Here is a 26,334-nt window from a genome sequence, read left to right on the forward strand (position 1 = left end):
ACATTTCAAACCCTGTTTTATAAAGTAATCGACAGACAACACCGTAATTAACCAAAGTACTACAAAAAAACCATTAATTATCTTTCCCTCCCAATAGCTCCATCAATTCCAAAGCTCTCCTAGTCGATTTTACGTTATCAAAAGTCAGTAACAAACGCAAACCGTTAGCGGTTTGTTTTTCTTTCATTTTGCAAAGTGAAGGATGTTTTTGAACAAATTGTAACACCTTATGAAAACGATTCGACTGATAAAAATCGGATTGTTGATCGGACACAAAATAGCCAATCATCTTGCCTTGTTTCATTACCAATTTTTCTATTCCCACTCTCGTTGCAACCCATTTGATGCGAATACTGTTCATTAAGGCATTGGCTCGAGGAGGTAAAGGACCAAAACGGTCAATCAGTTTATTTTGGAAAACAACCAACTCTTCTTCGTTTTTAATAGCTGCCAATTCGTTATACAAATTCATTCGCTCTGAAATATTATTGATGTATTCATCCGAAAACAACAACTCAAAATCGGTATCAATTTGCAGATCTTTTACATATTCTTTGGTTTCGATATCATTCTCCACCGGATACAAATCTTTGAATTCGTTTTCTTTCAACTCTTCAATAGCTTCGTTCATGATTTTTTGGTAAGTATCAAAACCAATTTCGTTAATGAAACCAGATTGTTCTCCACCGAGTAAATCTCCTGCACCACGAATCTCTAAATCTTTCATCGCGATATTAAATCCGCTGCCGAGTTCACTAAATTGTTCCAAAGCCTGAATACGTTTTCTGGCTTCTTCGGTCATGGACGAATAAGGCGGACAGATGAAATAACAAAACGCTTTTTTATTACTTCGACCCACACGACCCCGCATTTGATGCAAATCAGACAAACCAAAATTATTGGCATTATTGATAAAAATCGTATTGGCATTGGGTACATCCAATCCACTTTCGATAATAGTTGTAGCGACTAAAACATCAAATTCTCCATTCATGAAAGCCAGCATCAGCTCTTCGAGTTTTTTTCCGTCCATTTGGCCATGACCGATTCCAACTTTAGCATTTGGTACCAAACGCTGAATCATTCCAGCTACTTCTTTGATATTTTCAATTCGGTTATTGATAAAATAAACCTGTCCGTTACGCTGAATTTCATACGAAATCGCATCCCGGATTACCTCTTCACTAAAACCAACGACATTGGTTTCAATAGGATATCTATTAGGCGGAGGAGTTGTAATCACCGATAAATCTCTTGCCGCCATCAACGAAAACTGTAAAGTCCTAGGAATTGGCGTTGCAGTCAAAGTCAGCGTATCCACATTAGCAGCAATGGTTTTCAACTTGTCTTTTACGTTTACGCCAAATTTTTGTTCCTCATCCACAATCAGTAAGCCCAAGTCTTTAAAAACTACATTTTTGTTCACCAACTGATGCGTTCCAATCACAATATCCAGTTTGCCTTCGGCTAGTTGTTTTAAAGTTTCTGCTTTTTGTTTCGCTGTTCTAAAACGGTTCAAATACCCAATAGAAACCGGCATGTCTTTTAATCGCTCCGAAAAAGTTCTAAAATGCTGGTATGCCAAAATAGTGGTAGGCACCAAAACCGCTACCTGTTTGCTATTGTCCACCGCTTTAAATGCTGCACGGATGGCAACTTCGGTTTTTCCAAAACCTACGTCACCACAAACCAATCGATCCATTGGGCGATCGCTTTCCATGTCGGCTTTTACTTCCTGAGTCGATTTGGTTTGATCTGGTGTATCTTCGTAAATAAAAGAACTTTCTAATTCGTTTTGTAAATAACTATCCGGCGAATATTGATAACCTTTTTCCAATCGCCTTTTAGCATACAACTGAATCAAATTGAAAGCAATATGTTTGACTCTGGCTTTGGTTTTTTGTTTCAGAGCCTTCCAGGCATTCGAACCTAATTTATATATTTTAGGAGGTGTTCCGTCTTTACCATTGTATTTTGAAATTTTGTGTAGCGAATGAATACTCACATACACAATATCATTATCGGCATAAACAAGCTTAATGGCTTCCTGCGTTTTGCCTTCGACCTGAATTTTTTGTAATCCGCCAAATTTCCCAATTCCGTGGTCAATATGCGTTACATAATCGCCAACAGAAAGCGTCGTCAATTCTTTTAAGGTGATATTCTGTTTTTTCGAATAACCGTTTTTGATGCTAAATTTATGATAACGTTCGAAAATCTGGTGATCGGTGTAGCAGGAAATCTGATTTTCTTCATCAATAAAACCCTGATACATTGGCAACACAATAGTATGGTATTGTTTGCGAATATTCTCTGAATTGGCTTCGTCCAAGGTTTCAAAAATATCATGAAAACGTTTGGCCTGCGCTTCATTTGAACAGAATAAATAATTTTTGTATCCGTTAAAATGATTTTCACTCAGATTATTCAACAGTAAATCAAATTGCTTGTTGAACGAAGGCTGCGGCTGAATGTGAAATTCAATTTTTTTAGTGGTTTTAAAAATGGCTTTTGAACTCAATTCGACAATTGAAAAATCCAGAGCACGCTTTACAAATGCTTTTTGATCCAGAAATAATTGTTCCGGAGTGGCATGTTTGATATCCTTAGACAATTTTTCAAAAGCTTCTTCGGCTCTTGCAAATTGTTTGTCTAATTGTGCCAATAAATCCTCGGTATTCTGAATAAAAAGTACTGTTTGCTCCGAAATATAATCTAAAAAACTCTCTCTATTTTCTTGAAAAACCTTGTTTTCTACATTGGGAATAATGGTAATTTTCTTTTGTTGTTCCAATGACAATTGGGTAGCCACATCAAAAGTCCGGATACTTTCGACCTCATCACCAAAAAACTCGATTCGGTACGGATTATCATTTGAAAAAGAAAACACATCCACAATCCCGCCACGAACTGAAAATTCGCCTGGCTCCGTTATAAAGTCGACTCTTTTAAATTCGTATTCGAATAAAACTTCATTGATAAAATCAATCGAAATTTTATCGCCCACACTTACTTTCAAGGTATTTTTATCCAAATCCCGACGAGTAACCACTTTTTCAAAAAGTGCTTCGGGATAACTCACAATTACCGCTGGTTTTTTACGGGAATTAATGCGGTTTAATACTTCGGCACGAAGCAAAACATTGGCATTGTCGGTTTCTTCTATTTGGTACGGACGGCGGTACGAACTGGGATAAAACAAAACATCCTGCTCGCCAATCATTTGTTCTAAATCGTTCAGATAATAAGCCGCTTCTTCTTTGTTATTTAAAATCACCAAAAAGGGAAGTTCCGCTTTTTTAAACGCCGAACGAATCACGAATGAAACAGCCGATCCCAGCAAACCGCTCAAATGTAATTTTACTGTATTTTTTTCCTGTAATAAAGCAACAATTTGCTGCGTTTTAGGCGAAGTTTCGTAGAGGGTATATAAGGCAGATTTACTCAACTCTGGCGTCGTTTGGGTTAATTATTGCTCGTGTACTGGCCGGAATAACGGATGGATTGGGCAATACCATATTCGGATTATTAGGAATCGCCCGAGCCGAATCCAATAACATTCTTCTCATTTCGTCTTCTCCTTCTTCAACCGGAATTTTACTTTTCTCCGTTAAAATATCCATCTGACGTTGCAATGTGGCTAGTTCTTTATTGATTTCGCCCACTAATTGTACTACTTTCTGATCCGGAATTTCATCCAGATGAATGTACATATCCATCAGACGAACCTTAGTAATCAAAACTGAAATACGGGTTTTGATTTGGGGTTTATTAAATAATTCCGGGACATTATTTCGTAGTGCCAATGCTTTCTTAGAAATTGCTTTGGCTTTTTGCTGGTAAGCACTAATGGTCATTTTAGGTTTACGAGCTAATTCCTCAATAAACAAGCGCAACTCATTCCAGGTTTTTACTGTTTCTTCGGTAGCTTCGTTAATAGGTTCGTCATAAAAATCCCAGCCTTTTTTGATATTTTCAAAAATGACTTTTTTCTTTTGGGCATCTTTGGCATTTTCAGCCAGCCTTTTTTGTTCGTCTTCTCCTTTACAGGAAGCCAGCAAAATCAGCAGACCAAAAATATATACTAGTTTGTTTTTCATCGAATTTTTCATTGAACGGCAAAGTTACAAAGTAAATTGATATTAAAAGAGGCAAATCTTGCTATGAAAATGCTCTTTTTGGGCGTTACCCAAGGGTCGGGCTTTTCGTTTCAATCTTTTGTTTTTTAAAGAGAAAAACAAAAGGATTTACACTGCAATCCCTAACGCAACTCCCTACTTCACCTCAACACTATTATTTTTCAATTGTACATCAGCCATCAATCCGCTTGGGTCAATGGTAATTTTTTTGATGCTGCTTTTAGGCTTTGAAATGGTCAACTCATATTTTGGGTTTGCCCAAGGCCAGTCATTCAACACTGTTCTTTTTATTGACGGATTCGGATTTTCTTTTTCAAAATGCATCATTCGCAACGGAATGTAAAAACTTTCCTTTGTTCCGTCAGTATATTCTAGTTGCAAGTCAATAGGCATTGGCATGCGCCCCATTCGTTCTAAATTAACTAGTGTACTTGCTCCATTTTCTGTAACGGCTGCAATTCCGTAATCAATAGTGTTTGTCGTTTGTGTCCAATCGGTTAAATACCAATCGAGTTCTGCTCCCGAAACGCGTTCGGCAGTACGCTTAATATCATTAGGCGTAGGATGTTTGAATTTGAAATCCTGATAATATTTTTTGATCGTCTTAGCTAAATTATCCTGACCAATCAAATAACCCAATTGCGACAGAAAAATACTTCCTTTGATATAAGAAGAAATACTATAAGAGCGATTTTCGTCGTACCTGTCACCATGTGTGGTTTGTGGCTGTTCTTTACCTGATTTTACCAAATCAGCATACAGTAAATAATTTGTTTTAAAAGGATTTGATTCTTTTTTAACTGCAAATTCATTGACAGCCAAATCCTCTACATACGTGGTAAAACCCTCATCCATCCACGGATGTTTAGACTCATTAGAAGCTAAAATATGCTGAAACCAGGCATGACCTAACTCGTGAGTAGCGGTACCAAAAATCCCTTCCAGAGTTCCGTTTCCTAAAATCAGAGTACACATGGCATACTCCATTCCGCCATCGCCACCCTGAATAAAAGAATATTGTTTGTACGGATAATCGCCAATTGTTTTATTATAAAAATCCATCACCTTAACCATTAATGGCTGGAGATTTTTCCAGTTTTCAATGATTTTAGGATTGTTTTTGTATAAAAAATGCAAATCGACATCATTGGGTCCTTTTACCACATCATGGATGTATTCTTTATCGGCTGCCCAGGTAAAATCATGTACCATTGGCGCTACAAAATGCCAGGTCAGGTTTTTGGTTCTTTTGGGATATTTTACTTCAACACCGTTTTCCTGATAACCATGTCCTATTTCGTTAGCGTTTTGTAAATAACCTGAACCTCCTAAAACATAGTCTTTATCAATGGTAATTTTGACATCAAAATTACCCCAGACACCGTGAAATTCTCTTGCGATATAAGGATCGGCATGCCAGCCTTCAAAATCAAATTCGGCTATTTTTGGGTACCATTGCGACATCGAAAAAGCGATACCTTCCGCATTGTTTCTGCCCGAACGACGAATCTGAACCGGAATCTGTCCGTCAAAATTCAATGTAAAAGCAGTTTTAGAATGAGGCAAAATGGGCTTTGCCAAAACCACTTCTAAAATAGTACCGGTAATTTTTGTTTTTGCTTCAACACCATCCTGTTTAAAATTGCTGATTTTTAAATAGCCTGTTTCATCGGGTTTCAAATTCTGGATTCGGTTTTCTTTAAGCTCTTTTCCATCCACTTTTGTTTTTCTCACCATTCGGGCATCGGCGTCCTTGATATTACCGGCTCTTTCGGCCATTTCGCTGCCGGGCTGGAAAGCATTTGGATACAAATGATAATATACTTTCTTCAAAGTATCCGAAGAATTATTGGTGTAAACCAGTTCCTGCGTGCCCTGGTATTGATATTTCTTAGCATCCATAACAACATCCATTTTATAATCAACGGCTTGCTGCCAATAAGGAGCATTTTGGGCAACTAAAGAAAATGCATTTGATAAAATTAACGATAACAGCAGAATTTTTCTCATTTGTATTTAATAAAAAAAGGAAGGATAAATACCCTTCCATTTGATTTTTAATTTATAAAATTATTTTTTAGCCATTTGATTTGCCATCAAAATGGCGTTATAAGCGTTTACTATTTTGCCAGTTTTTGATAATTCATTAAAAGGTCGAACGTCCTGTGGATTTCCACCTACCACAACATCGTTACTGATTACCACACCCGAATCCATCAAAATCTGTTTTACTTGTGAAGCCTTCAATTTTGGATAATACGAACGAATTAAAGCTGCAACTCCGGCAACATTTGGCGCAGCCATTGAAGTTCCCTGTAAAAACTTATAGGTATTATCCGGAGTTGTAGCATATATTTTTACACCAGGTGCAAATACATCTACATTTATTTTTCCAATGTTTGAAAAACGAGCCGCAATATTTTTTCCATATTCAAAATTCAAAGCGCCCACAGTGATTAAATTATCTGAAATCTCCGTTTTTTTATCTTCAGAATCATTTGGGAAATTATCATAGAAATCAATATTTTTAGCATCATTCCCAGCGGCATGAACGATTAAAACATCTTTCTCAGCAGCATATTTTATAGCATCAAAAACCCAGTTTTTATGTGGAGAAAAACTTTTTCCAAAGCTTCCGTTAATTACTTTTGCTCCATTGTCAACAGCATAACGAATCGCTAATGCAATATCTTTGTCATACTCATCGCCATCAGGAACGGCACGTGCAGTAAGGATTTCAACATTATTAGCAATTCCGTCTCCTCCAATGTTGTTGTTTCTCACCTGCGCTACAATTCCAGCAACATGAGTTCCGTGTAAAGCTTCATTTTTATCGGGACCTATGACATTGTTGTTCCCATAATTAGTATCGGCAATATCATTAGGGTTATCTCCCAGTACTTTTCTATAGTCAGTATCTAAATTATCTTTTTTTAAGAGTTCCTCTTTAGCTTCTAATTCTTTTTGAATTTCTGTCTTCAAATCGGCAATTGGCATCCCAAAAGAAAACATCTTTTGGATAATCATAGTGCTTTTTTGAACCAAAGTATCCTTAGAATCAATAGTTTTCACCTCATCTAAGGTATAGATTTCTTTTTTTAATTGTTTTTTAATGATATCGTCCGCTTTAGTTGCTTGAGCTAATAAAGTACCTAGATAGTTTTTCTCGTTCTGTGCGTCAGAGATTTTTTTATCGTAGATTTTTTTAGCTTCCTGATAAGTGGCTTCATCTACCAGCGATTTGTCTTTAATGATTCTCTCATATTCTAAATGTTCTTTAGTAATGTCACCCAGAAAATTCCAACCATGAATATCATCTATATAGCCGTTTTTATCATCATCAATTCCGTTATCCGGAATTTCTTTTGGGTTAGTCCAGATTACTGATTTTAAATCTTCGTGTTCAATATCTACGCCAGAATCTACGATTCCAACGATTACTTTTTGAGCTTTTCTGTTTTTAAGCAATTCGGCATAAGCTCTATTAACACTCATTCCGGGAACGGTATCTTTTACGATATCATATTGATTCCAAAACTTCAATTGGTTATCCGTTAAAGCCTTCTTTTTTGTAACATTTTCTGGCGCTGTAATAGCAGTTATTGATTTATAATTGGGCAATTTCTGTGCCCCACATCCTGCTAAAACTATAGCAGAAAACAGCGAAAGGCTAAGGGATTTTACTGTATTCATATACATTCATTATTTTGTCAATTTCAAATATAGATTAAAAATAATTTTTCTATTCGAAAATTTTCAGGATTAACACTAGATTAAGATATCAGCACAACTAAAAACCTCCGATAATCGCACGCCTTTTTCGGTGTGTTGTACTGTTATAATCTCGTTATGCGCATCATGTTCCAGAAATAAATAGTAATTATTATCGGCTGCAGCGTTCATGAACTTTGTCTTTTCATCCATTGTTAAAAGTGGTCTTGTATCGTATCCCATCACATAAGGAATAGGAATATGTCCGGCTGTTGGCAACAAATCGGCACAAAAAACGATGGTTTTACCTTTGTACTGAATATGCGGAATCATCTGTTTTTCGGTATGTCCATCAACAAATAAAATTCCGAAATCCAACTCTGATTTTTCTAAAAAATCGGCTTCGTTTCTGGCAATAAAATGCAGCTGTCCACTTTGCTGCACTGGCAAAATATTCTCACTCAGAAAAGAAGCTTTTTCACGGGAATTGGGTTCAGTTGCCCATTGCCAATGATTTTCATTCGACCAAAATCGAGCATTTTTAAAAGCCGGTTCGTAAGCTGTTTTATCTGCATTCCACTGAATACAACCTCCACAATGATCAAAATGCAAATGGGTCAGAAATACATCAGTAATATCGTCACGGTGAAACCCAAATTGAGCCAAAGAAGCATCCATAGAATGGGTTCCCCAAAGCGAATAATACCCAAAAAACTTCTCTGATTGCTTATTTCCCATTCCGCTATCAATCAAAATTAAGCGATTGCCATCTTCAATGAGTAAACAACGTGCAGCAATATCAATTAGATTATTAGCGTCAGCGGGATTGGTTTTGTTCCAAATTGTTTTGGGTACAACACCAAACATGGCACCGCCATCCAGTTTAAAATTACCGGTTTCTATTGGATAAAGTTTCATATCTTTTATTTAAAAAATTCTAAAATAATTAGCAATGGCAATTTATGCAAAAGGAATGCATTTGTAAAAATAAAATGACTCTATATTATTTAATAAACCAAAATAAAATATACTCATTCTAAATAACTATGATAAATAACTATTATCTATTTGCTTATTAGTTATAAAAATGTTATCTATTGTGCAATACCGTTTTTATGCCTTATCTTTGCAGTTAATTTAGACAAAATCAACACACAATGATAAAGGTTTCTGATACTGCCAAAAAGAAAATCATCGACTTGATGAAAGAAGATGGTTTTGATGCCGCCACAGATTATGTAAGAGTAGGTGTTAAAAGCGGCGGATGCTCGGGCTTATCCTATGATTTAAAGTTCGACAAAAACAAAGGTGAAGACGATAAAATCTTCATAGACAACGACATTACGATTGCCGTAGAAAAAAAATCATTTCTATATCTGGCCGGAACAATTTTAGAATTTTCAGGTGGATTAAACGGAAAAGGATTTGTTTTTAACAACCCAAATGCAAGCAGAACTTGTGGATGTGGAGAAAGTTTTTCTTTGTAAAACCAGACTACAATTTTTTAAAGAATTTTTTTAATCTTTAAATTTTCACCCAAGTCTCACAGGCTGCCGGAGAAAATAATATTTAAATAAAAAAAATGAGTAAATATACAGAAGACGATTTAAAAATCGAACTCGAAACGAAAGAGTACGAGTACGGATTTTACACCAACTTGGAATCGGAAACGTTTCCTATTGGTTTAAATGAAGATATTGTTCGTGCCATTTCACAAAAGAAAGGCGAACCTCAGTGGATGACGGACTGGCGCATTGAAGCTTACAAAGCCTGGGAAGAAATGACTGAGCCGGAGTGGGCCAATGTAAATTATGTTAAACCTGATTTTCAGGCTATTTCTTACTATTCAGCACCAAAAACGGTAGACCCGAATAAAACACTTGACGATGTAGATCCTGAACTTTTGGAAATGTACAAAAAGTTAGGCATCTCTGTTGATGAGCAAAAAATGATGAATAATGTAGCTATGGATATTGTAGTTGACTCGGTTTCTGTTGCTACTACATTCAAGAAAACATTAGGCGAAAAAGGGATTATCTTTATGAGTATCTCTGAAGCTATCAAAGAACATCCGGAATTAGTACGTAAATATTTAGGAACAGTAGTACCGCAAAAAGATAACTTTTATGCCGCTTTGAACTCGGCTGTTTTCTCTGATGGTTCTTTTTGTTATATCCCAAAGGGTGTGAAATGCCCTATGGAATTATCAACTTATTTCCGTATCAATCAGGCGGGAACAGGTCAGTTTGAAAGAACTCTGGTTATTGCCGATGAAGGAAGTTATGTGTCTTACTTAGAAGGCTGTACAGCTCCAAGTCGTGATGAAAATCAATTGCACGCAGCAGTGGTAGAATTAATTGCACTTGACGATGCTGAAATTAAATATTCTACGGTTCAAAACTGGTTTCCTGGAAATAAAGAAGGAAAAGGTGGGGTTTACAATTTTGTAACCAAAAGAGGTTTATGTGAAACCAATGCTAAAATTTCGTGGACTCAGGTAGAAACAGGATCTGCGATTACGTGGAAATATCCTTCCTGTGTATTAAAAGGAGATAATTCAGTAGGCGAATTTTACTCTATTGCAGTCACAAACAACTTCCAGCAGGCAGATACCGGAACAAAAATGATTCATTTAGGTAAAAACACTAAATCAACCATTATTTCAAAAGGTATTTCTGCAGGAAAATCTCAAAATAGTTACAGAGGATTAGTGCAAATAAGTCCAAGAGCCGAAAACGCCCGTAACTTCTCTCAATGTGATTCCTTATTAATGGGTAACAATTGTGGAGCACATACTTTCCCTTATATCGAAAGTAAAAATCCAACCGCTAAAATTGAGCACGAAGCAACTACTTCTAAAATTGGAGAAGATCAGGTTTTCTATTGCAACCAACGTGGAATACCTACTGAAAAAGCGATTGCCTTAATCGTAAACGGTTTCAGTAAAGACGTATTGAACAAGTTGCCAATGGAATTTGCCGTTGAAGCTCAAAAATTACTGGAAATTTCATTAGAAGGTTCAGTAGGATAATCATAATCAAAGTATAAAAAACACATTCGAAAAATGTTATCAATAAAAAATCTACAAGCCTCAATAGGCGATAAAGAAATTCTTAAAGGGATTAACCTTGAAGTAAAAGCAGGAGAAGTTCATGCAATTATGGGACCGAATGGAGCCGGAAAAAGTACACTTTCTGCAATCATTGCAGGAAATGAAAACTACGAAGTTACAGAAGGTGAAATCCTGTTAGAAAACGAAGATATCTCTGAATTAGCTCCGGAAGAAAGAGCACACAAAGGCGTATTTCTTTCGTTCCAGTATCCTGTAGAAATTCCGGGAGTTTCGGTAACCAACTTCATGAAAACCGCTATCAACGAAACCCGTAAAGCTAATGGTCAGGAAGAAATGCCGGCTAACGAAATGTTGAAAGTAATTCGTGAGAAATCAGAATTATTAGAAATTGACCGTAAGTTTTTGTCGCGTTCTCTTAACGAAGGTTTCTCAGGTGGAGAGAAAAAACGTAATGAGATTTTCCAAATGGCAATGTTAGAGCCTAAATTAGCTATTCTTGATGAAACTGATTCCGGATTAGACATCGATGCTTTACGAATTGTGGCTAATGGAGTAAACAAATTAAAAAGTGATAAAAACGCCATTATCGTAATTACACACTACCAAAGATTATTAGAATATATCGTTCCTGATTTTGTTCACGTATTATATAACGGTAAAATTGTAAAATCCGGTGACGCCAGCCTGGCTTTAGAATTAGAAGAAAAAGGATACGACTGGATTAAACAAGAGCAAGAAGCTTAATATAGTCGAAGGTCTAAAAGTCTAAAGAAAAATAGTAAATGGGCAAATTTAATTCTTTTGAAGAAATTAATTCTTGGCAAAAAGCAAGAGAATTCAACAAAAGAATATACCTGATTACAGAAAATATAAATTTTAAAAAAGACTTTGATTTCACAAGACAAATTAGACGGGCATCTATTTCAATAACATCTAATATTGCAGAAGGTTTTGAGAGAAATACAGATAAAGAATTTGTTTATTTTTTATTCGTCGCAAAAGCTTCAGCTGCTGAAGTTAGATCTCAATTATATTTGGCATTTGATTTAGATTACATAACAAAAGAAGAATTCGAAGAACTTTTAGAATCAGTAACAGAAATATCAAAATTGTTAAGTGGTTTTATTAAATACTTATCAAAAGTCTAAAGCTTGAAAATTTAAGGATAAAGGTTTCATACCTTTGACTTTACGACTTTCGACTTTCGACTTTAAGACTTAAATAAAATGGAATTAAAAGAAAAATTAATATCATCGTTCATGGCCTTTGAAGAGCGCATCGATGTTCATTCAGAACTGCATGATGTGAGAACTTCAGCTTTAAAAAACTTTGAAACAAAAGGTTTCCCTACTAAAAAAGAAGAAGCCTGGAAATACACTTCGTTAAATGCCATACTGAAAAATGACTTTACCGTTTTTCCTAAAAAAGACAGTGCAATAGAATTTAATCAGGTAAAAAAATACTTTATTCACGAAATCGATACTTATAAAGTAGTTTTTATTGATGGTATTTTTAGTTCTCATTTGTCTTCAACCACTCACGATGGAATTGACGTTTGTTTGATGTCTTCGGCATTGACAAAACCAAAATATAAAATGGTTATTGATAATTATTTTAACAAAATTGCCAGTAAAGATGATAGCCTGACTTCATTAAACACTGCTTTTGCCTGTGAAGGTGCTTACATAAATATCCCAAAAAGCAAAGTAGCTGACAAACCTATTGAAATCATGTATTTCTCTACAGGAAATGAATCAGCATTGATGACACAGCCGAGAAACTTAGTGATTGTAGGAGAGAATTCTCATGTACAAATTATTGAACGTCACCAAAGTTTAAGTGAAAATCCTGTTCTGACTAATTCAGTTACCGAAATTTTCGCTCAAAAACGTGCTATTGTAGATTATTATAAAATTCAAAATGATAATCATCAGGCTAATCTAATTGACAATACTTATGTTTCTCAGCAAAAAGAAAGCCATGCTTCTGTGCATACTTTTTCTTTTGGTGGAAACCTTACCAGAAACAACCTGAACTTCTACCACTACGGCGAAAGACTGACAAGTACACTGAACGGAATTACCATTATTGGTGAAAAACAACACGTAGATCACTACACATTAGTAAATCATGCGGAACCTAACTGTGAGAGTTTCCAAGATTACAAAGGAATCTTCTCGGATCGTTCAACAGGAGTTTTCAACGGAAAAGTGTATGTAGAAAAAGAAGCTCAGAAAACGAATGCTTTCCAAAAAAGCAACAACATTTTATTGAGTGATAAAGCAACTATCAATGCGAAACCACAATTGGAAATTTTTGCCGATGATGTAAAATGTTCTCACGGATGTACTGTGGGGCAATTAGACGAAACGGCTTTATTCTACATGCAACAAAGAGGAATTCCTAAAAAAGAGGCTAAAGCTTTATTGATGTACGCTTTCTCTAATGCAGTTATAGAAAATATCAAAATACCGGAATTAAAACAAAGAATTACTAAAATCATCGCTATGAAATTAGGCGTGAAATTAGGATTTGATTTGTAATATTAAAAAAACAATACTGCTGACGCAAAGTTTTAATTCATTTAGAACTTTGCGTTTTTTTTATGACTGAAATTTTACAGCCAAAAAGACGTTTATTTATTTCATATCAATTAAACTGATACAACAATCAATCAAAACGAATAATAGCCGTTAAAAACAATTTTAGTTTTAGTACTTTTGTATAATAGAATTTTTCTAAATAGTTATGCTGGACATTCAAAAAATAAGAGCCGATTTTCCAATTCTGAACGAAAAAGTAAATGGAAAATCATTAGTATATTTCGACAACGGAGCTACTTCGCAAAAACCACAGGTGGTTATTGATGCGATTTCAAAATATTATCAGGAAATCAATGCCAACATTCACCGTGGCGTTCATACACTAAGCCAGTTAGCCACTGATGCTTATGAAATTTCCCGTAAAAAAGTACAAAATCACATTAATGCCAAACATGCTCACGAAGTACTTTTTACTTCAGGAACAACTTTTGGAATCAATTTGGTTGCTAATGGTTTTGCTTCCATTTTAAAACCAGATGATGAAGTGATGGTTTCGCATTTAGAACATCACAGTAACATTGTGCCCTGGCAAATGCTTTGTGAAAAAACAGGAGCTGTATTGAAAGTCATCCCAATGAACGAAAACGGAGAGTTAATCATGTCTGAATTTGACAAATTACTTTCTGAGAAAACTAAAATTGTTACAGTAAATCATATCTCTAATGCTTTAGGTATTATCAACCCTGTTAAATACATGATTGATAAAGCTCATAAAGTGGGAGCTGCAGTATTTATTGACGGAGCACAATCAGCTGCACATTTAAAACCTGATGTTCAGGCGCTGGATTGTGATTTTTATGCCTTTTCAGGACATAAGATGTGCGGGCCAACCGGAACCGGAATCTTGTACGGAAAAGAAGCCTGGCTGAATAAATTACCGCCTTATCAGGGTGGTGGCGAAATGATCAAAGAAGTAACTTTCGAAAAAACTACTTATGCCGATTTACCTCATAAATTTGAAGCAGGAACGCCCAATATTGCCGGAGGAATCGTATTAGGAACCGCTATCGACTATTTGAATACTGTTGGGTTTGAAAACATTCAACAACAAGAATTGGAATTGTTAGCTTATGCAACCCAGCGTTTATCAGAAATTGAAGGTCTGCGTATTTATGGAAATTCAAAAAACAAAACCTCAGTGATTTCTTTTAATATCGAAGGAATTCATCCTTATGACATTGGCAGTATTATTGATAAATTAGGAATCGCAGTAAGAACAGGACACCATTGTGCCCAACCTATTATGAATTTTTATGGAATTCCCGGAACTATAAGAGCTTCATTCTCTTTTTACAACACTAAAGAAGAAATTGATGCCTTAGTTGAAGCGGTTAAAAAAGCCCAATTAATGTTATCCTAAAACAAATATGAAAATACTATCGTTATTATTATTGACCTTTTTTCTGGGCAAAGGCTGTCAGGGTGATGTACTACAAAATATGGATACAGCACTAATAACATACACAGCAAATACCAGAGGTTATTATCACGAAGTAATTATAGAAAAACATATTGCGAGTATAAAAAAAAACAGAGCAGAAAAAGCTGTTGATGTTAAAATATCAGATACTGACTGGAAAGAGCTGGTTAATCTTTTTCAGGAGCTGGATTTAGAAGAACTGAAAAATCTGAAATCACCTACCGAAAAACGTTTTTATGATGGTGCAGCAATAGCCAGTCTGAAAATAAATTACGAAGGCAAAAACTATGAATCACAAAGTTTTGATCATGGTTTTCCACCTGTAGAGATAAAAAAATTAGTGACTAAAATAAATTCATTTGCAAAACAAAACAATGAAAATTAAAGATATACAAGAAGAAATAGTGGACGAATTTTCGATGTTTGATGACTGGATGCAGCGTTATGAATACATCATCGAACTGGGAAAAAACCTTCCGCTAATCAAAGAAGAATCAAAAATTGACGAAAACTTAATTAAAGGCTGTCAGTCTAAAGTGTGGTTACAGGGAGAGAAAAAGGATGATAAAATAGTTTTTACGGCTGATAGTGATGCCATATTAACCAAAGGGATTATTGCCATTTTAATTCGTGTTTTTTCAAATCAGACCCCTAAAGATATCATTGATGCCGAAATGGATTTCATTGACGAAATAGGCTTAAAAGAACACTTATCTCCTACCAGGGCTAATGGTTTGGTTTCGATGATTAAGAATATAAAAATGTACGCTTTAGCATTTGATTCAAAAAAATAAACTTTTTAAAACAGAAACAAAAAACTTAGAGGACTTATATGTTTAAAAAAATAAGCCCTGTAATTTAACAAAAAAACAAAAAAATGGAACAAGAAATAGACACCAACCAATTAGGAGAAGCAATCGTAATGAAATTAAAAACAATTTACGACCCTGAAATTCCTGTAGATATTTACGAATTAGGATTGATTTACGATGTAATGATCAATACAGATTATGAAGTAAAAATCCTGATGACACTAACCTCTCCAAACTGTCCGGTAGCGGAAAGCTTGCCAAGAGAAGTTGAAGAAAAAGTAAAATCTATTGAAAACATCAAAGGTGCTGAAGTAGAAATTACTTTTGACCCGCCATGGAGCAAAGATTTAATGAGCGAAGAAGCAAAATTAGAATTAGGAATGCTTTAAAAAATTGCATTCAATGTTCAGGAATCAGTACACAACTGAAAACTAAACATTGAACACTGAACACTAGAATAATGGAAGAAATTGTAAATAAAGTAGCAAACAGCGCTTTGGAAGTTTTCGACTTAGAAGATTATTATCCAAAAGGCATTCGCTCGCAAATTGATATTTCGCAATGGTTACTCGAAGGATTTCTATTAAAAGAAAAAGACTTTAGAGAACAGCTTAAAAATCATGACTGGACTCAATATCAGGATCAGTACGTAGCAATTAATTGCAGTACTGATGCCATTGTTCCGGCATGGGCTTCTATTTTAGTAGCAATACAATTAGCCCCTTTTGCTAAAAAAATCATCAATGGAAATAAAGAAGATTTAGATGCAGCTTTATACGAAGAATTGTTACCTAAAATAGATTATAAAGTTTACGAAAATAAATCAGTTATTATAAAAGGCTGTTCTAAAAAACCAGTTCCCACAAGGGCTTACGTGTTAGCTGTCCATTATTTACAACCTTTTGCAAGAAGCATTATGTATGGAGAGGCCTGTTCAGCAGTGCCTTTGTATAAAGCAAAAAAGTAACTAAAACCCAAATAACATTTATATGAAAAAACTAATTCTATTTGTTGTTGCAATTCTGGCTACGTTTACAATACAGGCTCAGGAAACAGAAAAAGACACTACAAAAGTATGGACAAAAAAAGGCAATATGTCCTTATTGTTAAGTCAGTCAGCGTATAACAGACAATGGCTGGGTGGCGGAACTTCAAACGTGGCTGGGAATTTTGGTTTGAATTATGACTTTAATTATAAAAAAGGGGATGTAGTATGGGATAATAAATTTATACTTGCTTATGGTTTAAGTAAAATTAAAGGAAATGAAAATACAGCCAAAACAGACGACCGCCTCGAATTAAATTCTATGTGGGGAAAAAAAGCTAAAGCTAAAAACTGGTATTATTCGATGTATTTTAACTTTAAATCGCAAATGGATGTGGGTCTTGACAAAAACAACGAGGTGATTTCTCACTTTTTCTCTCCGGCCTATTTTCAATTTGGACCTGGTTTCTTATGGAAAAAAGATAACAATGCCAGTATTAATATTGCTCCGGCAGCAGGAAAATTAATTTTGGTTCACAAGCATTTTACAGATTTAGGATCTTCATTTGGTGTTTTACAAGGTGATAATACCCGCTTTGAATTTGGAGCCAGCGTTTCTGCATATTTCAAATTTGTTGCTGTCACAAATGTTTCTATAGAAAACCGTCTGAATTTATATTCTAATTATTTAGAAGATCCGCAAAACGTTGATATCGATTATCAAATGAACGTGGTGATGAAAATCAACAAATACCTTTCGGCAAATATTGCTTTGCAAACCATTTATGATGATAATGCTATAAAAGGGGTTCAGGTTAGAGAAGTTTTTGGATTAGGAGTTAATTATGGTTTCTAATCTTTTCTGCAGCATAAAAAATCCCTTTTTAGAACTGATTCTGAAAAGGGATTTTTTTTGAATTAAATTTCGTTGTTCTTACGTCCTATGATAAAACGAATACCAAAACCAACATTTAATGGATAAGTTCTGGCATTGGAATATTTTGAAAGCGGATTATTAGTAAAATGAATAGGGAATCCTAACAGAAAATCAAAACGAAAAGCCTTAGATCCCAAACCCATCAAAAATCCGGGTTCAACTACAAAATATTCCGAATGGATTTGATCTTTGGTTGCATTTAAATGACTTCCATCGTAGAACAAATAACTGTTTTTTAAACAAAAAACAGCATCTCCTTTAATTCCTCCTATAATTTTACCTCCGCTAATTCCTGCATTTAACTGAACAAAAGGACGACGAAAACTTCCTTCGTATTGTTTTGCTACATGTGTACTATCCGTAAAAGCAAAGTTTGAACCAAAACCCATTCCTCCGGAAACATATAGGTTTTTTGTAAAATATCCCACAGCTACTTCTCCTTCGTGAGAACGATAATTACCTAATCCTCCGCCACTGTACATTCCCATAACTCCAAAATGCTCTGTAAGAGCGACAGCCGCTTTGGTTGTAAAGCCCGAAGTACCTACTTCAGCAGAAACATGTACTTCTCCTTTATCTTGGAATAATACAGGATTGACTGTTGGCGCAAAATACTTATAATTACCAGACTTACAAGATGATAAAATAATTAAACAGAAAAGTAAAATTGGCAAGGCTATTTTTTTCATAATTTAAATTTGAGCAAATCAAAGATACAAATCTACATTAGGAAACTTTTACTCTGTAACTATTCTATGAAAATTATAATTTTAAAGTCAATTGTTATTATTAGCACAAAATCCGCATGAGGGATGGCAGTGGAAATCCTTTTATGCAGTGTAACGAAATAAAAGATTGCAACGTACAGCCCGACCTAACTGGAACGCAGTGGAAGTTGGGTCATGCCCAAAAAAAATCCCTCTTGAAAAATTCAAAAGGGATTTGGTATATTTATATTTCGAAAAAAATTATTCTTTTTCTTCTTTTTCAATGGCATCCTTATAATCCGGATACAGGAATTTATTGTACGGGAAACGGGTAATATGAATTTGGCGCACGGCTTCGTAAACCCTTTCTCTGAATTCTTCGAAGTTTTCTTTGTTGGTAGCCGAAATGAATAAAGCCTTTTCCTCTCCTACACGACTCATCCAGGTGGCTTTCCACTCTTCTAACGTATAATGTTTGGTTGTTTTTTCGGTCATCAAATCATCTTCGTCAATAGTCAAATGCCTATAAGAATCAATTTTATTGAAAACCATAATTACCGGTTTATCAGCTGCTTTGATATCCACTAATATTTGGTTTACCGATGCAATATGATCTTCAAAATCAGGATGGGAAATATCCACTACATGCAATAACAAATCGGCTTCACGAACCTCATCAAGCGTACTTTTGAACGAATCTACTAACTGGGTTGGTAATTTTCGAATAAAACCTACCGTATCTGAAAGCAGGAAAGGCAGGTTTTTAATCACCACTTTTCGAACCGTTGTGTCTAATGTAGCAAACAATTTATTCTCTACAAAAACATCACTCTTACCTATGGCGTTCATCAAGGTGGATTTTCCCACATTGGTATAACCTACTAAAGCGACACGAACCATAGCACCGCGATTGCTTCGTTGAGTACCCATTTGCTTGTCGATAGCCTTGATTTTTTCTTTCAATAATGAAATACGGTCACGTACAATACGACGGTCGGTTTCAATTTCCGTTTCTCCGGGACCACGCATTCCGATTCCCCCTTTTTGACGCTCTAAGTGTGTCCACAATCCCGAAAGACGCGGTAACAAATAGATACATTGCGCCAGTTCTACCTGAGTTCTGGCATAAGAAGTTTCGGCACGTTGTGCAAAAATATCCAGAATAAGATTGGTTCTGTCCAGAATTTTACAATCGATAATTTTGGAGATGTTCTTTTGTTGTGAAGGCGTTAACTCGTCATCAAAAATAATAGTCGAGATTCCGTTCTCTCTTACATAGTGATGAATCTCATCTATCTTTCCTGTACCAAGAAAAGTCTTTGGGTTAGGTTTGTCTACTTTTTGAAAAAAACGTTTTACCACTTGTCCACCTGCTGTGTAAGTCAAAAACTCTAATTCGTCCAGATATTCATTGAGCTTCTCTTCGCTTTGATTTTGAGTTACAATACCAACAATGGCTGTTTTTTCGAAATTTATTACTTCTTTTTCTAACATATCTTATAATAAGCAGCAAATTTAATGATTTGCTGCTTAGGAATTGAATTTATAATTTCTTAAAAATATTCCTTTTGTCTGAAAAAAAGAAATTTTAGTTTACTGAAATCAGTTTTACTTCAAAAATAAGTACTGATCCACCAGGAATACTTGCATAATCATTTCCACCATAACCCAGTTTTGCAGGAATAACAAGTATAGCACTTCCGCCTTCTTTAAGATAAGATATCCCTTCTGTCCAGCCTTTTACAACCTGATTCAAACCAAAAGAAATTCCGTTTTCATCGCTTTGGTCAAATACTTTTCCATCCATAAAATAACCTTTGTAAGCAACAGTTACATTTGAAGCCGGAGTAGCTTGTTTACCTGTTCCGGGATCTTTGATTACATAATACAATCCGGATTCGCTTTTAGTTCCTTTTAAACCTTTTTCAGCTACGTACTTTTCGATTTCTTTTTCATTTTTAGCTACATAAGGAATTTCACTTGGTGCTTCGCTGGAATTATTACTTTCTTTTTTACAGGAAATAAAAAGTGTTACAACCAATAGTGCTGATAATAGATGTTTCATAATAAAATTATTTTTTTTAAAAAGCCAAATATAGTAAAATTCGAACTTATCACCTTAAAATTAACTGTTCCATGATTTCAGAAAAGTATAAAATTATTTCTAAACTAATCCCCGTAAACCTGAACATCATCTACTAAAAAAGCACCATCCAGAGCCAGATTTTTTCCGGAGCCAATATACTTAAAGGCGATATTAATTTTCCCGGTATAACCAGACAAATCAATCATTCCTGAACCGATAAACTCATTCCAGGGCGTAAGCTGAGTTGGAAGATTTGCTGAAACAGGAATCCACGTTGCTGTTTTAACATTTACTCCATCAAAGTTAGTCGACAGATATACTTTTAGGGTATTTAATGGAGAATCTACATCTAAATGATGCTGTGCAGTTCTGAACGAAAGGATTTCATTAGTATGCACATCCATATCAATTTTTGGGGAAATCAGCCATACAATATTCGACGCAACTTTAGTTCCTGTAATTACAAATTCGGCGTAGCCATTCGTTGAAGTAATTCCGCCTTTCCAAACAATAGCACCTGCTTCAATAATATTACTCCATCCTGGCAAACTTAGGTTAGTGCCATCAGCAACAGTCTGAAAATCTTCCACAAAAAAAGGAATATTTCTGGTTCCTTTCATCTGAACATCGGATTCTTTTCTGGCTATCAATTGGTAATCAGTAGCATATTTTGTCAAAACTCCCCGCACTTTCCCACTTCCGCCGGGAACAATATTTTTAGAAAAATCCGCAAAGCTGCTGGTTCTGAAAATTAGCTGATTGCCCTTTTTGTCCACAAGGTTCCAGTTGGTAGCACCTCCCACATTATTGGTTTCTTCAAAGTAATGACGTCCAATAGCCGGTTCTGTAAATTGTACCTCAGACAATTCGATAAGTGTATTTAAATGGCTGTCGTTTATTTCACCTAAATCAATTGACCGAACCAGTTGTTCTTCTTTCACATTGGTACAGGAAGCATGCAATACTTTTTTATAATCATTTTGTGAAAGCCGCCCTACTCCGCCCTGATTAAAAGCACTAACATACAAATCCCCAATTCGTAAACCGCCATAATAGAAATCAGTATATTGATTTTTTAGTTTTACATATACCTTATTTCCTATTCTGTAATCCACATATACATTTGTCGCATCTACAGGCACACTAAACCCAATTGCAGGTGTTGTGGCTGTAGCCAATGTCTGAAACGAAAGAGTCTTGAAAAAATTACCATTTTCATCACTGGAAACCACATAGCCTTCTATCACATCATCATATCTATATTGGGCTACAATTTCAGCGGTAACTGACTTAATATCAGCTACAGTTTTGTTAACTTCAAAATCAGGCTGATTACACTTTAACTCCGGAATTTTTACCTCGTCACTGGCACAGGAACCTGCAGCAGTGATCAATAAAACCAATAACAAAAAGCAAATACTATCATTTTTCATACTAATAAAATTTAAATTAAAAACTGAAATTGAGATTTACAAAATACGTTCGGCCATATCCATAAAAATATTTATTACCAAAAGAAGGCGTCCCGCTGGAAACATCCTGATTGAGTTGTCTGAAATTAGCATTCCTGGCCTGTTCATAACCGCCGGTTTTATATTTACTGTCCAGCACATTATTGATACTTGCAAACAATCCCAGATATTTTCCTTTGATTCTCCATGATTTTCCACCAATCAGATTCAGCAGAATCACCGCATCAAATTGTTCCTGTTTCAGTAATTCTGCTGCTCTTTCCGGAGTGGCTTCTGGAAAAGGAAATCCACTGGCAGGATTGGTATAAAAGCGATTGGTTCTCGACACAGGCGAAACATCGATGTAATTCTCTGCCAGATAATTAACATTAGGAGCAATCCACCAATATTTAGGGTCACGATATTCCAATCCCAAACTATATGCCTGTTGCGGCATCCCTGCCTGTTTGTAATTTTTTAGAAATGCTGTACCAAAATCAAAAGACGGATTGGTATTTTCTGTCGTAGCCACCGCATCATTATTGATACTCACATTGGGATTACTGTCAAAAATAAATTGTCCGTAAGCTGCCGAAAAAGTTGTTTTTAAAGTAGCGCTCAGCTGGTATTCAAAACTCAGTTCTGCTCCTGTATTTTTTCTGTCTAAATGCGTTAAAGTCTGACTCACAAAAGCATTGGTATTGGTATAACCGGCTTCATTATCAAATATTCCTTCGGCATAAAAAAAGCTGATTTTTGTAGCATCTTTTATCGTCGAATAATAGGCTGTTACTCTCGCTTTTAATTTTGGCGTTCTGAAAACGTAAGTTGCATCAAGACTGTTGAGCGTTTCATTTTCTAAACCGCTGACAATAGTATTATTTAATCGGGCATTTGAGAAACTGTTTCTCAAATTAGGCGCTTTAGTCAAATGAGCGGCATTAAAATTCAATGATTGCTTACCGGAAATTTTAAACAGTATACCGCCTTTAAACCCAAAATTTTCAAAATTCAGTTTTTGGCTTTTGCCAAAGGAAATTGTTTCATAAATTCCGTTTTTATATAAACCTTCCCGTTGATAATTAGTCTTAGAAAAAGATTGAGCCAGATAAAAATCTATTGTATTATAAGAAAACCGGAACTGACTAAAAGCTTCCAGAACCGTTGCTGTGAAATTGTAATTGTATCCGTATCTATCACCTGTTTTCACTTGCCTGTTTGGATTATTCAAATCAGATTGTGCCTGGGTTCCGCTGTAAAAACCGTCAATATCTTCAAAAAACGCACCCCCTAATAAATCCAATAATTTTTGATAGTTATGCGAATTGAAATCCCGAAACGAAATTCCGGCATTCACAATCAGATTTTCGCTAAGTTGTGAATTAAAATTAGAATTTACTGCAATGGTTTTGTCATCATTCCGATCCTCATACCACACATAATGGCTTTGTGCCGGTTCGTAACCAATAATATTTGAACCAGCATCTGTTACAGGATTCTGATTGGCACGATACATCGCTTCCCAGTCTATTTGCTGATTGGCTAAAAATGCAATTCTGTTTTGCTCAGCATTATCATAATCCGGAATAAAATCACCTGAAAACTCTCCTTTATCAGCCCCATAGAGAGCAGTGTAATAACTGGGCATTTTTCTAAAATAAGCCGGATCGGGACTATTGGCATTTTGATAATCGATATTGCTGTTTCCTATTTTTCCAAATTGGTACATTACTGCCGAATTCAGATTTGTATGATCATTAATTTTAAAATAATGATTCAGCATTACAATAGGTTCTTCGATAGTTTTTACTCTGGCATTTCTGATTTTTCCATTTTGATATCCCCAGTAGGAATTATAATTTTTAGAAGTTAAAGTATTGACCTCTTTTGTATTGGGTGAATTCTTACCCCGTTCATTAGGAGTGTAAAATCCGGTGATATTAACGGAATTCCGGTCATTTATTCTTTTTTCGATACTTAAAAAAAGTGAATTGGCATCATAAGTTGTTCCTTCAAAATGACCTTCTTCAGCATAGCGTTTCCCTGCTGAAATCACATAAGCCCAACCAGAATTACTCATTCCGGAAGCATAGGTTCCCATAATACGCCAACTGTAATTGGTATTGGTAGCCGAAACTGTAATCCTGCTCCCTGTACGATATAATGAAGCCCGGGTATTGATTTCCTGAGTGCCCAGAATTCCTCCAAACGTATAATCAGACGGTGTAGTGCCTATTGAAAATTCCTGATTTCTGGTGGCATCATTGAGTCCGCCCCAATTATTCCATTGCGGTCTTCCATCATAAATTTTATTCATGGTTATCCCGTTGATCATCGTATTGGCGTTTTCACTATCGAGACCACGAATTCTAAACCGCGCCTGTCCCCAGTTAAAAGCAGCTGCCTGCTGAAAAGCATCCCTGGAAGACTGTAATAGTCCTGAAGTATTTTCTGAACTGCTGTTATCATCGGTTAAATCATCTTCAAAAAGCTGAATTACGGCAGCTTGTTGCTCAGCCACCTGATCTAATTCCAGCAAAATGGTTCCCAAATCGAATGCTAAGGTATTTTCAAGCGTTATGGGAAACAAGGCATCTTTATAACCCTGACTATGAAAAAGTACTAAATAATCTGCTGGCGGAATGGATTCAAAAATAACTGTCCCTTCAGAATTAGTCAGTTGCGTAAAGTTGGTGTTTTGAATTGAAACCACCACAGCAACTATTGGTTTTAGTGTTTTAGCATCTAAAACTTTAGCTGAAATTTGAGTTCCATTTTGTGCCAGTGCACTACCACTAATTCCAATACCAAAAAGTAAAACAAGAAAATATCTCATAAGCCCAACAGAATTAATTGCAAATCCTTTGCAGAAAAAATTTACAGCATCTTACCACTTTAAAATGTGGCTTCAAAGCATCAAAAAAACAGTTCCAAAAGGGACTGTTTTAATATCAGTACGGATTGTTATTCCTGGAAATTGGGCATCTTTTCAAATTTCAAAAAACACTGGTATTAAATGACTTACCCAAGTCAATTGTGTTTTTGACAAATTAAAAGTAAGAAAAAAATTATTTAGATTTATTATTTTTTATATTATTTTTCACAAAATAAATATTACAAAAAAAACAATCTGAAAAAAATGAGTAAATACGGGCTTCTGACTACAATGAAATTATTGAATTACTTTAATTCGGGGAACAAGAAAAGCAATAAGAATTCCGAATATTCCTATAAAAGCAAATGAAAAGCGCAAACCGAGCAATTCTGCTATAAACCCAATTACAGGCGGTCCCATTAAAAAACCCAGAAAACTCACACTCGAAACAGCGGTAAGTGCCTCACCAGGAGGAATCGTGGGATGTTTTCCTGCTATACTGTAAAGTGTAGGCACAATCGTAGAAACTCCTAATCCAACTAACATAAAACCTATAGTGGACGGAACTAGAAAAGGTAAAAAAACTGCGGTAAAAAGTCCGGAAGATATTAAAATTCCACCCGTTTGGATAACACGCTTTCGTCCAAATTTATTAATCATTCCGTCTCCCAGAAAACGTCCGGTAGCCATCATAATCATAAAAGAGGTATATCCTAAAACTATCAGCGGACCCGGTGCCTGAACAATATCTTTAAAATAAATTCCACTCCAGTCAAACATAATTCCTTCGCTTGCCATCGATCCAAAACCTATAATTCCAAGCCAGATTAGAGACATGTCGGGTTTTGAAAACAATTTCTTCTTTTCCACAACTTTTCGTTTTTCTTTGGCTTTAACCAAATATTTGTAATTAAAACCAATAAGAGAAAGCGTAATTATTCCAACAACAATAAAATGATGATAAGGCGTTAATTTTAAAGCCAGCATTGCTAATCCTACTAATGCACCGGTAAAGCCGGCAAAACTCCATACCCCGTGAAAAGATGCCATGATAGTTCTTTGAAAAAGCTGTTCTGTATATACGCCCTGAGTATTTACGGCAATATTATTCATATTTCCAAAAAGTCCGAAAGCGTACAAACCCAAAGCCAATTGCCAGGCCGTGGTGGCCAAACCTAAATTAGTCAGACAAAAGGCATACATACTCAATGACAAAACCACCAGACGATGACTTCCATAACGGGTAACTAATTTTCCGGAAAAGGGCATCATCGTAAGCTGCCCTAACGGAAGTGCAAATAAAATAGTTCCTAAATCAGCATCACTAAGCTGGAGTGCTACTCTGATATCCGGAATCCGGCTTGCCCAGGTTGCAAAACACAATCCCATTCCGAAATAAAAAGAAGCGACGGCAATACGCACCCTTTTTAAATAAGAAAGTTTAGCATTTCTAAAACTCTTTTTGATTTTCCCCTGTGCTCTGAAGCTTCCTATAAAATTTAATCGTAACAAAGTCGCTGTGTTTTTAGAAATTG

At 35.5% G+C, this 26,334-nt stretch carries 22 protein-coding genes; 11 read left to right on the forward strand and 11 right to left on the reverse strand.

The window, feature by feature from the left end; genetic code table 11:
• Positions 1-73: 73 nt before the first annotated feature.
• From mfd to ACSV4D_RS02430, 5 genes are all read right to left on the reverse strand, one after another.
• Positions 74-3,448, reverse strand: a complete 3,375-nt coding sequence (gene mfd, locus ACSV4D_RS02410; RefSeq protein WP_439226997.1) for a transcription-repair coupling factor — start codon at positions 3,446-3,448, stop codon at positions 74-76.
• Complete coding sequence (locus ACSV4D_RS02415; protein WP_408080132.1) at positions 3,441-4,100, reverse strand: hypothetical protein; 660 nt, start codon at positions 4,098-4,100, stop codon at positions 3,441-3,443. Before ACSV4D_RS02415 ends, mfd begins: the two co-directional genes overlap by 8 nt.
• Before the next feature lie 174 nt (positions 4,101-4,274).
• Entirely contained in the window at positions 4,275-6,149 is a 1,875-nt protein-coding gene (locus tag ACSV4D_RS02420; protein ID WP_439226998.1) for a M1 family metallopeptidase, read from the reverse strand.
• A gap of 60 nt (positions 6,150-6,209) precedes the next feature.
• Positions 6,210-7,832, reverse strand: a complete 1,623-nt coding sequence (locus ACSV4D_RS02425) for a S8 family peptidase (protein ID WP_439226999.1) — start codon at positions 7,830-7,832, stop codon at positions 6,210-6,212.
• Positions 7,833-7,907: 75 nt separating this feature from the next.
• Complete coding sequence (locus ACSV4D_RS02430) at positions 7,908-8,768, reverse strand: MBL fold metallo-hydrolase (RefSeq protein WP_439227000.1); 861 nt, start codon at positions 8,766-8,768, stop codon at positions 7,908-7,910.
• A gap of 239 nt (positions 8,769-9,007) precedes the next feature.
• On the opposite strand from ACSV4D_RS02430, the gene ACSV4D_RS02435 reads away from it, so the two are divergent.
• From ACSV4D_RS02435 to ACSV4D_RS02485, 11 genes are all read left to right on the forward strand, one after another.
• Positions 9,008-9,337 carry a HesB/IscA family protein gene (locus tag ACSV4D_RS02435; RefSeq protein ID WP_408080140.1) on the forward strand — a complete coding sequence of 110 codons (330 nt, stop codon included), beginning with the start codon at positions 9,008-9,010 and terminating at the stop codon, positions 9,335-9,337.
• A gap of 95 nt (positions 9,338-9,432) precedes the next feature.
• Positions 9,433-10,881: a Fe-S cluster assembly protein SufB gene (gene sufB / locus ACSV4D_RS02440; RefSeq protein WP_408080142.1), complete on the forward strand. Its 1,449-nt coding sequence runs from the start codon at positions 9,433-9,435 to the stop codon at positions 10,879-10,881.
• Between the two features lie 33 nt (positions 10,882-10,914).
• On the forward strand, positions 10,915-11,667 hold the full coding sequence (gene sufC, locus ACSV4D_RS02445; protein ID WP_439227001.1) for a Fe-S cluster assembly ATPase SufC: 753 nt from the start codon (positions 10,915-10,917) through the stop codon (positions 11,665-11,667).
• A gap of 38 nt (positions 11,668-11,705) precedes the next feature.
• Positions 11,706-12,071, forward strand: coding sequence for a four helix bundle protein (locus ACSV4D_RS02450; protein ID WP_439227002.1), 366 nt, complete (start codon positions 11,706-11,708; stop codon positions 12,069-12,071).
• 78 nt (positions 12,072-12,149) lie between these two features.
• Positions 12,150-13,466 (forward strand): Fe-S cluster assembly protein SufD, encoded by a 1,317-nt coding sequence (gene sufD, locus ACSV4D_RS02455; protein ID WP_408080146.1) that lies wholly within the window; start codon positions 12,150-12,152, stop codon positions 13,464-13,466.
• 205 nt (positions 13,467-13,671) lie between these two features.
• Positions 13,672-14,886: an aminotransferase class V-fold PLP-dependent enzyme gene (locus ACSV4D_RS02460; RefSeq protein WP_439227003.1), complete on the forward strand. Its 1,215-nt coding sequence runs from the start codon at positions 13,672-13,674 to the stop codon at positions 14,884-14,886.
• A gap of 7 nt (positions 14,887-14,893) precedes the next feature.
• On the forward strand, positions 14,894-15,331 hold the full coding sequence (locus ACSV4D_RS02465; protein ID WP_439227004.1) for a hypothetical protein: 438 nt from the start codon (positions 14,894-14,896) through the stop codon (positions 15,329-15,331).
• Positions 15,321-15,740, forward strand: a complete 420-nt coding sequence (locus ACSV4D_RS02470) for a SufE family protein (RefSeq protein WP_408080152.1) — start codon at positions 15,321-15,323, stop codon at positions 15,738-15,740. The genes ACSV4D_RS02465 and ACSV4D_RS02470 overlap by 11 nt, the downstream gene beginning before the upstream one ends.
• An 83-nt stretch (positions 15,741-15,823) precedes the next feature.
• Entirely contained in the window at positions 15,824-16,147 is a 324-nt protein-coding gene (locus tag ACSV4D_RS02475) for an SUF system Fe-S cluster assembly protein (protein WP_408080154.1), read from the forward strand.
• 71 nt (positions 16,148-16,218) lie between these two features.
• Positions 16,219-16,725, forward strand: coding sequence for a DUF2480 family protein (locus ACSV4D_RS02480; protein ID WP_439227005.1), 507 nt, complete (start codon positions 16,219-16,221; stop codon positions 16,723-16,725).
• 22 nt (positions 16,726-16,747) lie between these two features.
• On the forward strand, positions 16,748-17,599 hold the full coding sequence (locus ACSV4D_RS02485; protein WP_408080158.1) for a DUF3078 domain-containing protein: 852 nt from the start codon (positions 16,748-16,750) through the stop codon (positions 17,597-17,599).
• A gap of 62 nt (positions 17,600-17,661) precedes the next feature.
• On the opposite strand, the gene ACSV4D_RS02490 is transcribed toward ACSV4D_RS02485, so the two are convergent.
• From ACSV4D_RS02490 to ACSV4D_RS02515, 6 genes are all read right to left on the reverse strand, one after another.
• On the reverse strand, positions 17,662-18,369 hold the full coding sequence (locus tag ACSV4D_RS02490) for a hypothetical protein (RefSeq protein ID WP_439227006.1): 708 nt from the start codon (positions 18,367-18,369) through the stop codon (positions 17,662-17,664).
• A 279-nt stretch (positions 18,370-18,648) separates the two neighbouring features.
• Positions 18,649-19,881, reverse strand: a complete 1,233-nt coding sequence (gene hflX, locus ACSV4D_RS02495; protein ID WP_439227007.1) for a GTPase HflX — start codon at positions 19,879-19,881, stop codon at positions 18,649-18,651.
• A 94-nt stretch (positions 19,882-19,975) separates the two neighbouring features.
• A complete protein-coding gene (locus ACSV4D_RS02500) occupies positions 19,976-20,452 on the reverse strand; it encodes an FKBP-type peptidyl-prolyl cis-trans isomerase (protein ID WP_408080164.1) in 477 nt (158 codons plus the stop codon).
• A gap of 104 nt (positions 20,453-20,556) precedes the next feature.
• The gene (locus ACSV4D_RS02505; protein WP_439227008.1) at positions 20,557-21,906 is read right to left on the reverse strand and encodes a DUF5689 domain-containing protein; all 1,350 of its coding nucleotides are present in this window, start codon (positions 21,904-21,906) and stop codon (positions 20,557-20,559) included.
• Between the two features lie 16 nt (positions 21,907-21,922).
• Positions 21,923-24,760, reverse strand: coding sequence for a TonB-dependent receptor (locus ACSV4D_RS02510; protein WP_439227009.1), 2,838 nt, complete (start codon positions 24,758-24,760; stop codon positions 21,923-21,925).
• Between the two features lie 336 nt (positions 24,761-25,096).
• Entirely contained in the window at positions 25,097-26,311 is a 1,215-nt protein-coding gene (locus tag ACSV4D_RS02515) for an MFS transporter (protein WP_439227010.1), read from the reverse strand.
• Positions 26,312-26,334: the final 23 nt, after the last annotated feature.

Source organism: Flavobacterium sp. ARAG 55.4 (assembly GCF_051846875.1).
In the GTDB taxonomy this organism is placed as follows: Bacteria; Bacteroidota; Bacteroidia; order Flavobacteriales; family Flavobacteriaceae; genus Flavobacterium; species Flavobacterium plantiphilum.

Bases quoted from the DNA above. Each gene is read 5' to 3' on its own strand.
- ACSV4D_RS02415 (WP_408080132.1), bottom strand. From the start codon at position 4,100: ATGAAAAACAAACTAGTATATATTTTTGGTCTGCTGATTTTGCTGGCT.
- ACSV4D_RS02420 (WP_439226998.1), bottom strand. From the start codon at position 6,149: ATGAGAAAAATTCTGCTGTTATCGTTAATTTTATCAAATGCATTTTCT.
- ACSV4D_RS02425 (WP_439226999.1), bottom strand. From the start codon at position 7,832: ATGAATACAGTAAAATCCCTTAGCCTTTCGCTGTTTTCTGCTATAGTT.
- ACSV4D_RS02430 (WP_439227000.1), bottom strand. From the start codon at position 8,768: ATGAAACTTTATCCAATAGAAACCGGTAATTTTAAACTGGATGGCGGT.
- ACSV4D_RS02435 (WP_408080140.1), top strand. From the start codon at position 9,008: ATGATAAAGGTTTCTGATACTGCCAAAAAGAAAATCATCGACTTGATG.
- sufB (WP_408080142.1), top strand. From the start codon at position 9,433: ATGAGTAAATATACAGAAGACGATTTAAAAATCGAACTCGAAACGAAA.
- sufC (WP_439227001.1), top strand. From the start codon at position 10,915: ATGTTATCAATAAAAAATCTACAAGCCTCAATAGGCGATAAAGAAATT.
- ACSV4D_RS02450 (WP_439227002.1), top strand. From the start codon at position 11,706: ATGGGCAAATTTAATTCTTTTGAAGAAATTAATTCTTGGCAAAAAGCA.
- sufD (WP_408080146.1), top strand. From the start codon at position 12,150: ATGGAATTAAAAGAAAAATTAATATCATCGTTCATGGCCTTTGAAGAG.
- ACSV4D_RS02460 (WP_439227003.1), top strand. From the start codon at position 13,672: ATGCTGGACATTCAAAAAATAAGAGCCGATTTTCCAATTCTGAACGAA.
- ACSV4D_RS02465 (WP_439227004.1), top strand. From the start codon at position 14,894: ATGAAAATACTATCGTTATTATTATTGACCTTTTTTCTGGGCAAAGGC.
- ACSV4D_RS02470 (WP_408080152.1), top strand. From the start codon at position 15,321: ATGAAAATTAAAGATATACAAGAAGAAATAGTGGACGAATTTTCGATG.
- ACSV4D_RS02475 (WP_408080154.1), top strand. From the start codon at position 15,824: ATGGAACAAGAAATAGACACCAACCAATTAGGAGAAGCAATCGTAATG.
- ACSV4D_RS02480 (WP_439227005.1), top strand. From the start codon at position 16,219: ATGGAAGAAATTGTAAATAAAGTAGCAAACAGCGCTTTGGAAGTTTTC.
- ACSV4D_RS02485 (WP_408080158.1), top strand. From the start codon at position 16,748: ATGAAAAAACTAATTCTATTTGTTGTTGCAATTCTGGCTACGTTTACA.
- ACSV4D_RS02490 (WP_439227006.1), bottom strand. From the start codon at position 18,369: ATGAAAAAAATAGCCTTGCCAATTTTACTTTTCTGTTTAATTATTTTA.
- hflX (WP_439227007.1), bottom strand. From the start codon at position 19,881: ATGTTAGAAAAAGAAGTAATAAATTTCGAAAAAACAGCCATTGTTGGT.
- ACSV4D_RS02500 (WP_408080164.1), bottom strand. From the start codon at position 20,452: ATGAAACATCTATTATCAGCACTATTGGTTGTAACACTTTTTATTTCC.
- ACSV4D_RS02505 (WP_439227008.1), bottom strand. From the start codon at position 21,906: ATGAAAAATGATAGTATTTGCTTTTTGTTATTGGTTTTATTGATCACT.
- ACSV4D_RS02510 (WP_439227009.1), bottom strand. From the start codon at position 24,760: ATGAGATATTTTCTTGTTTTACTTTTTGGTATTGGAATTAGTGGTAGT.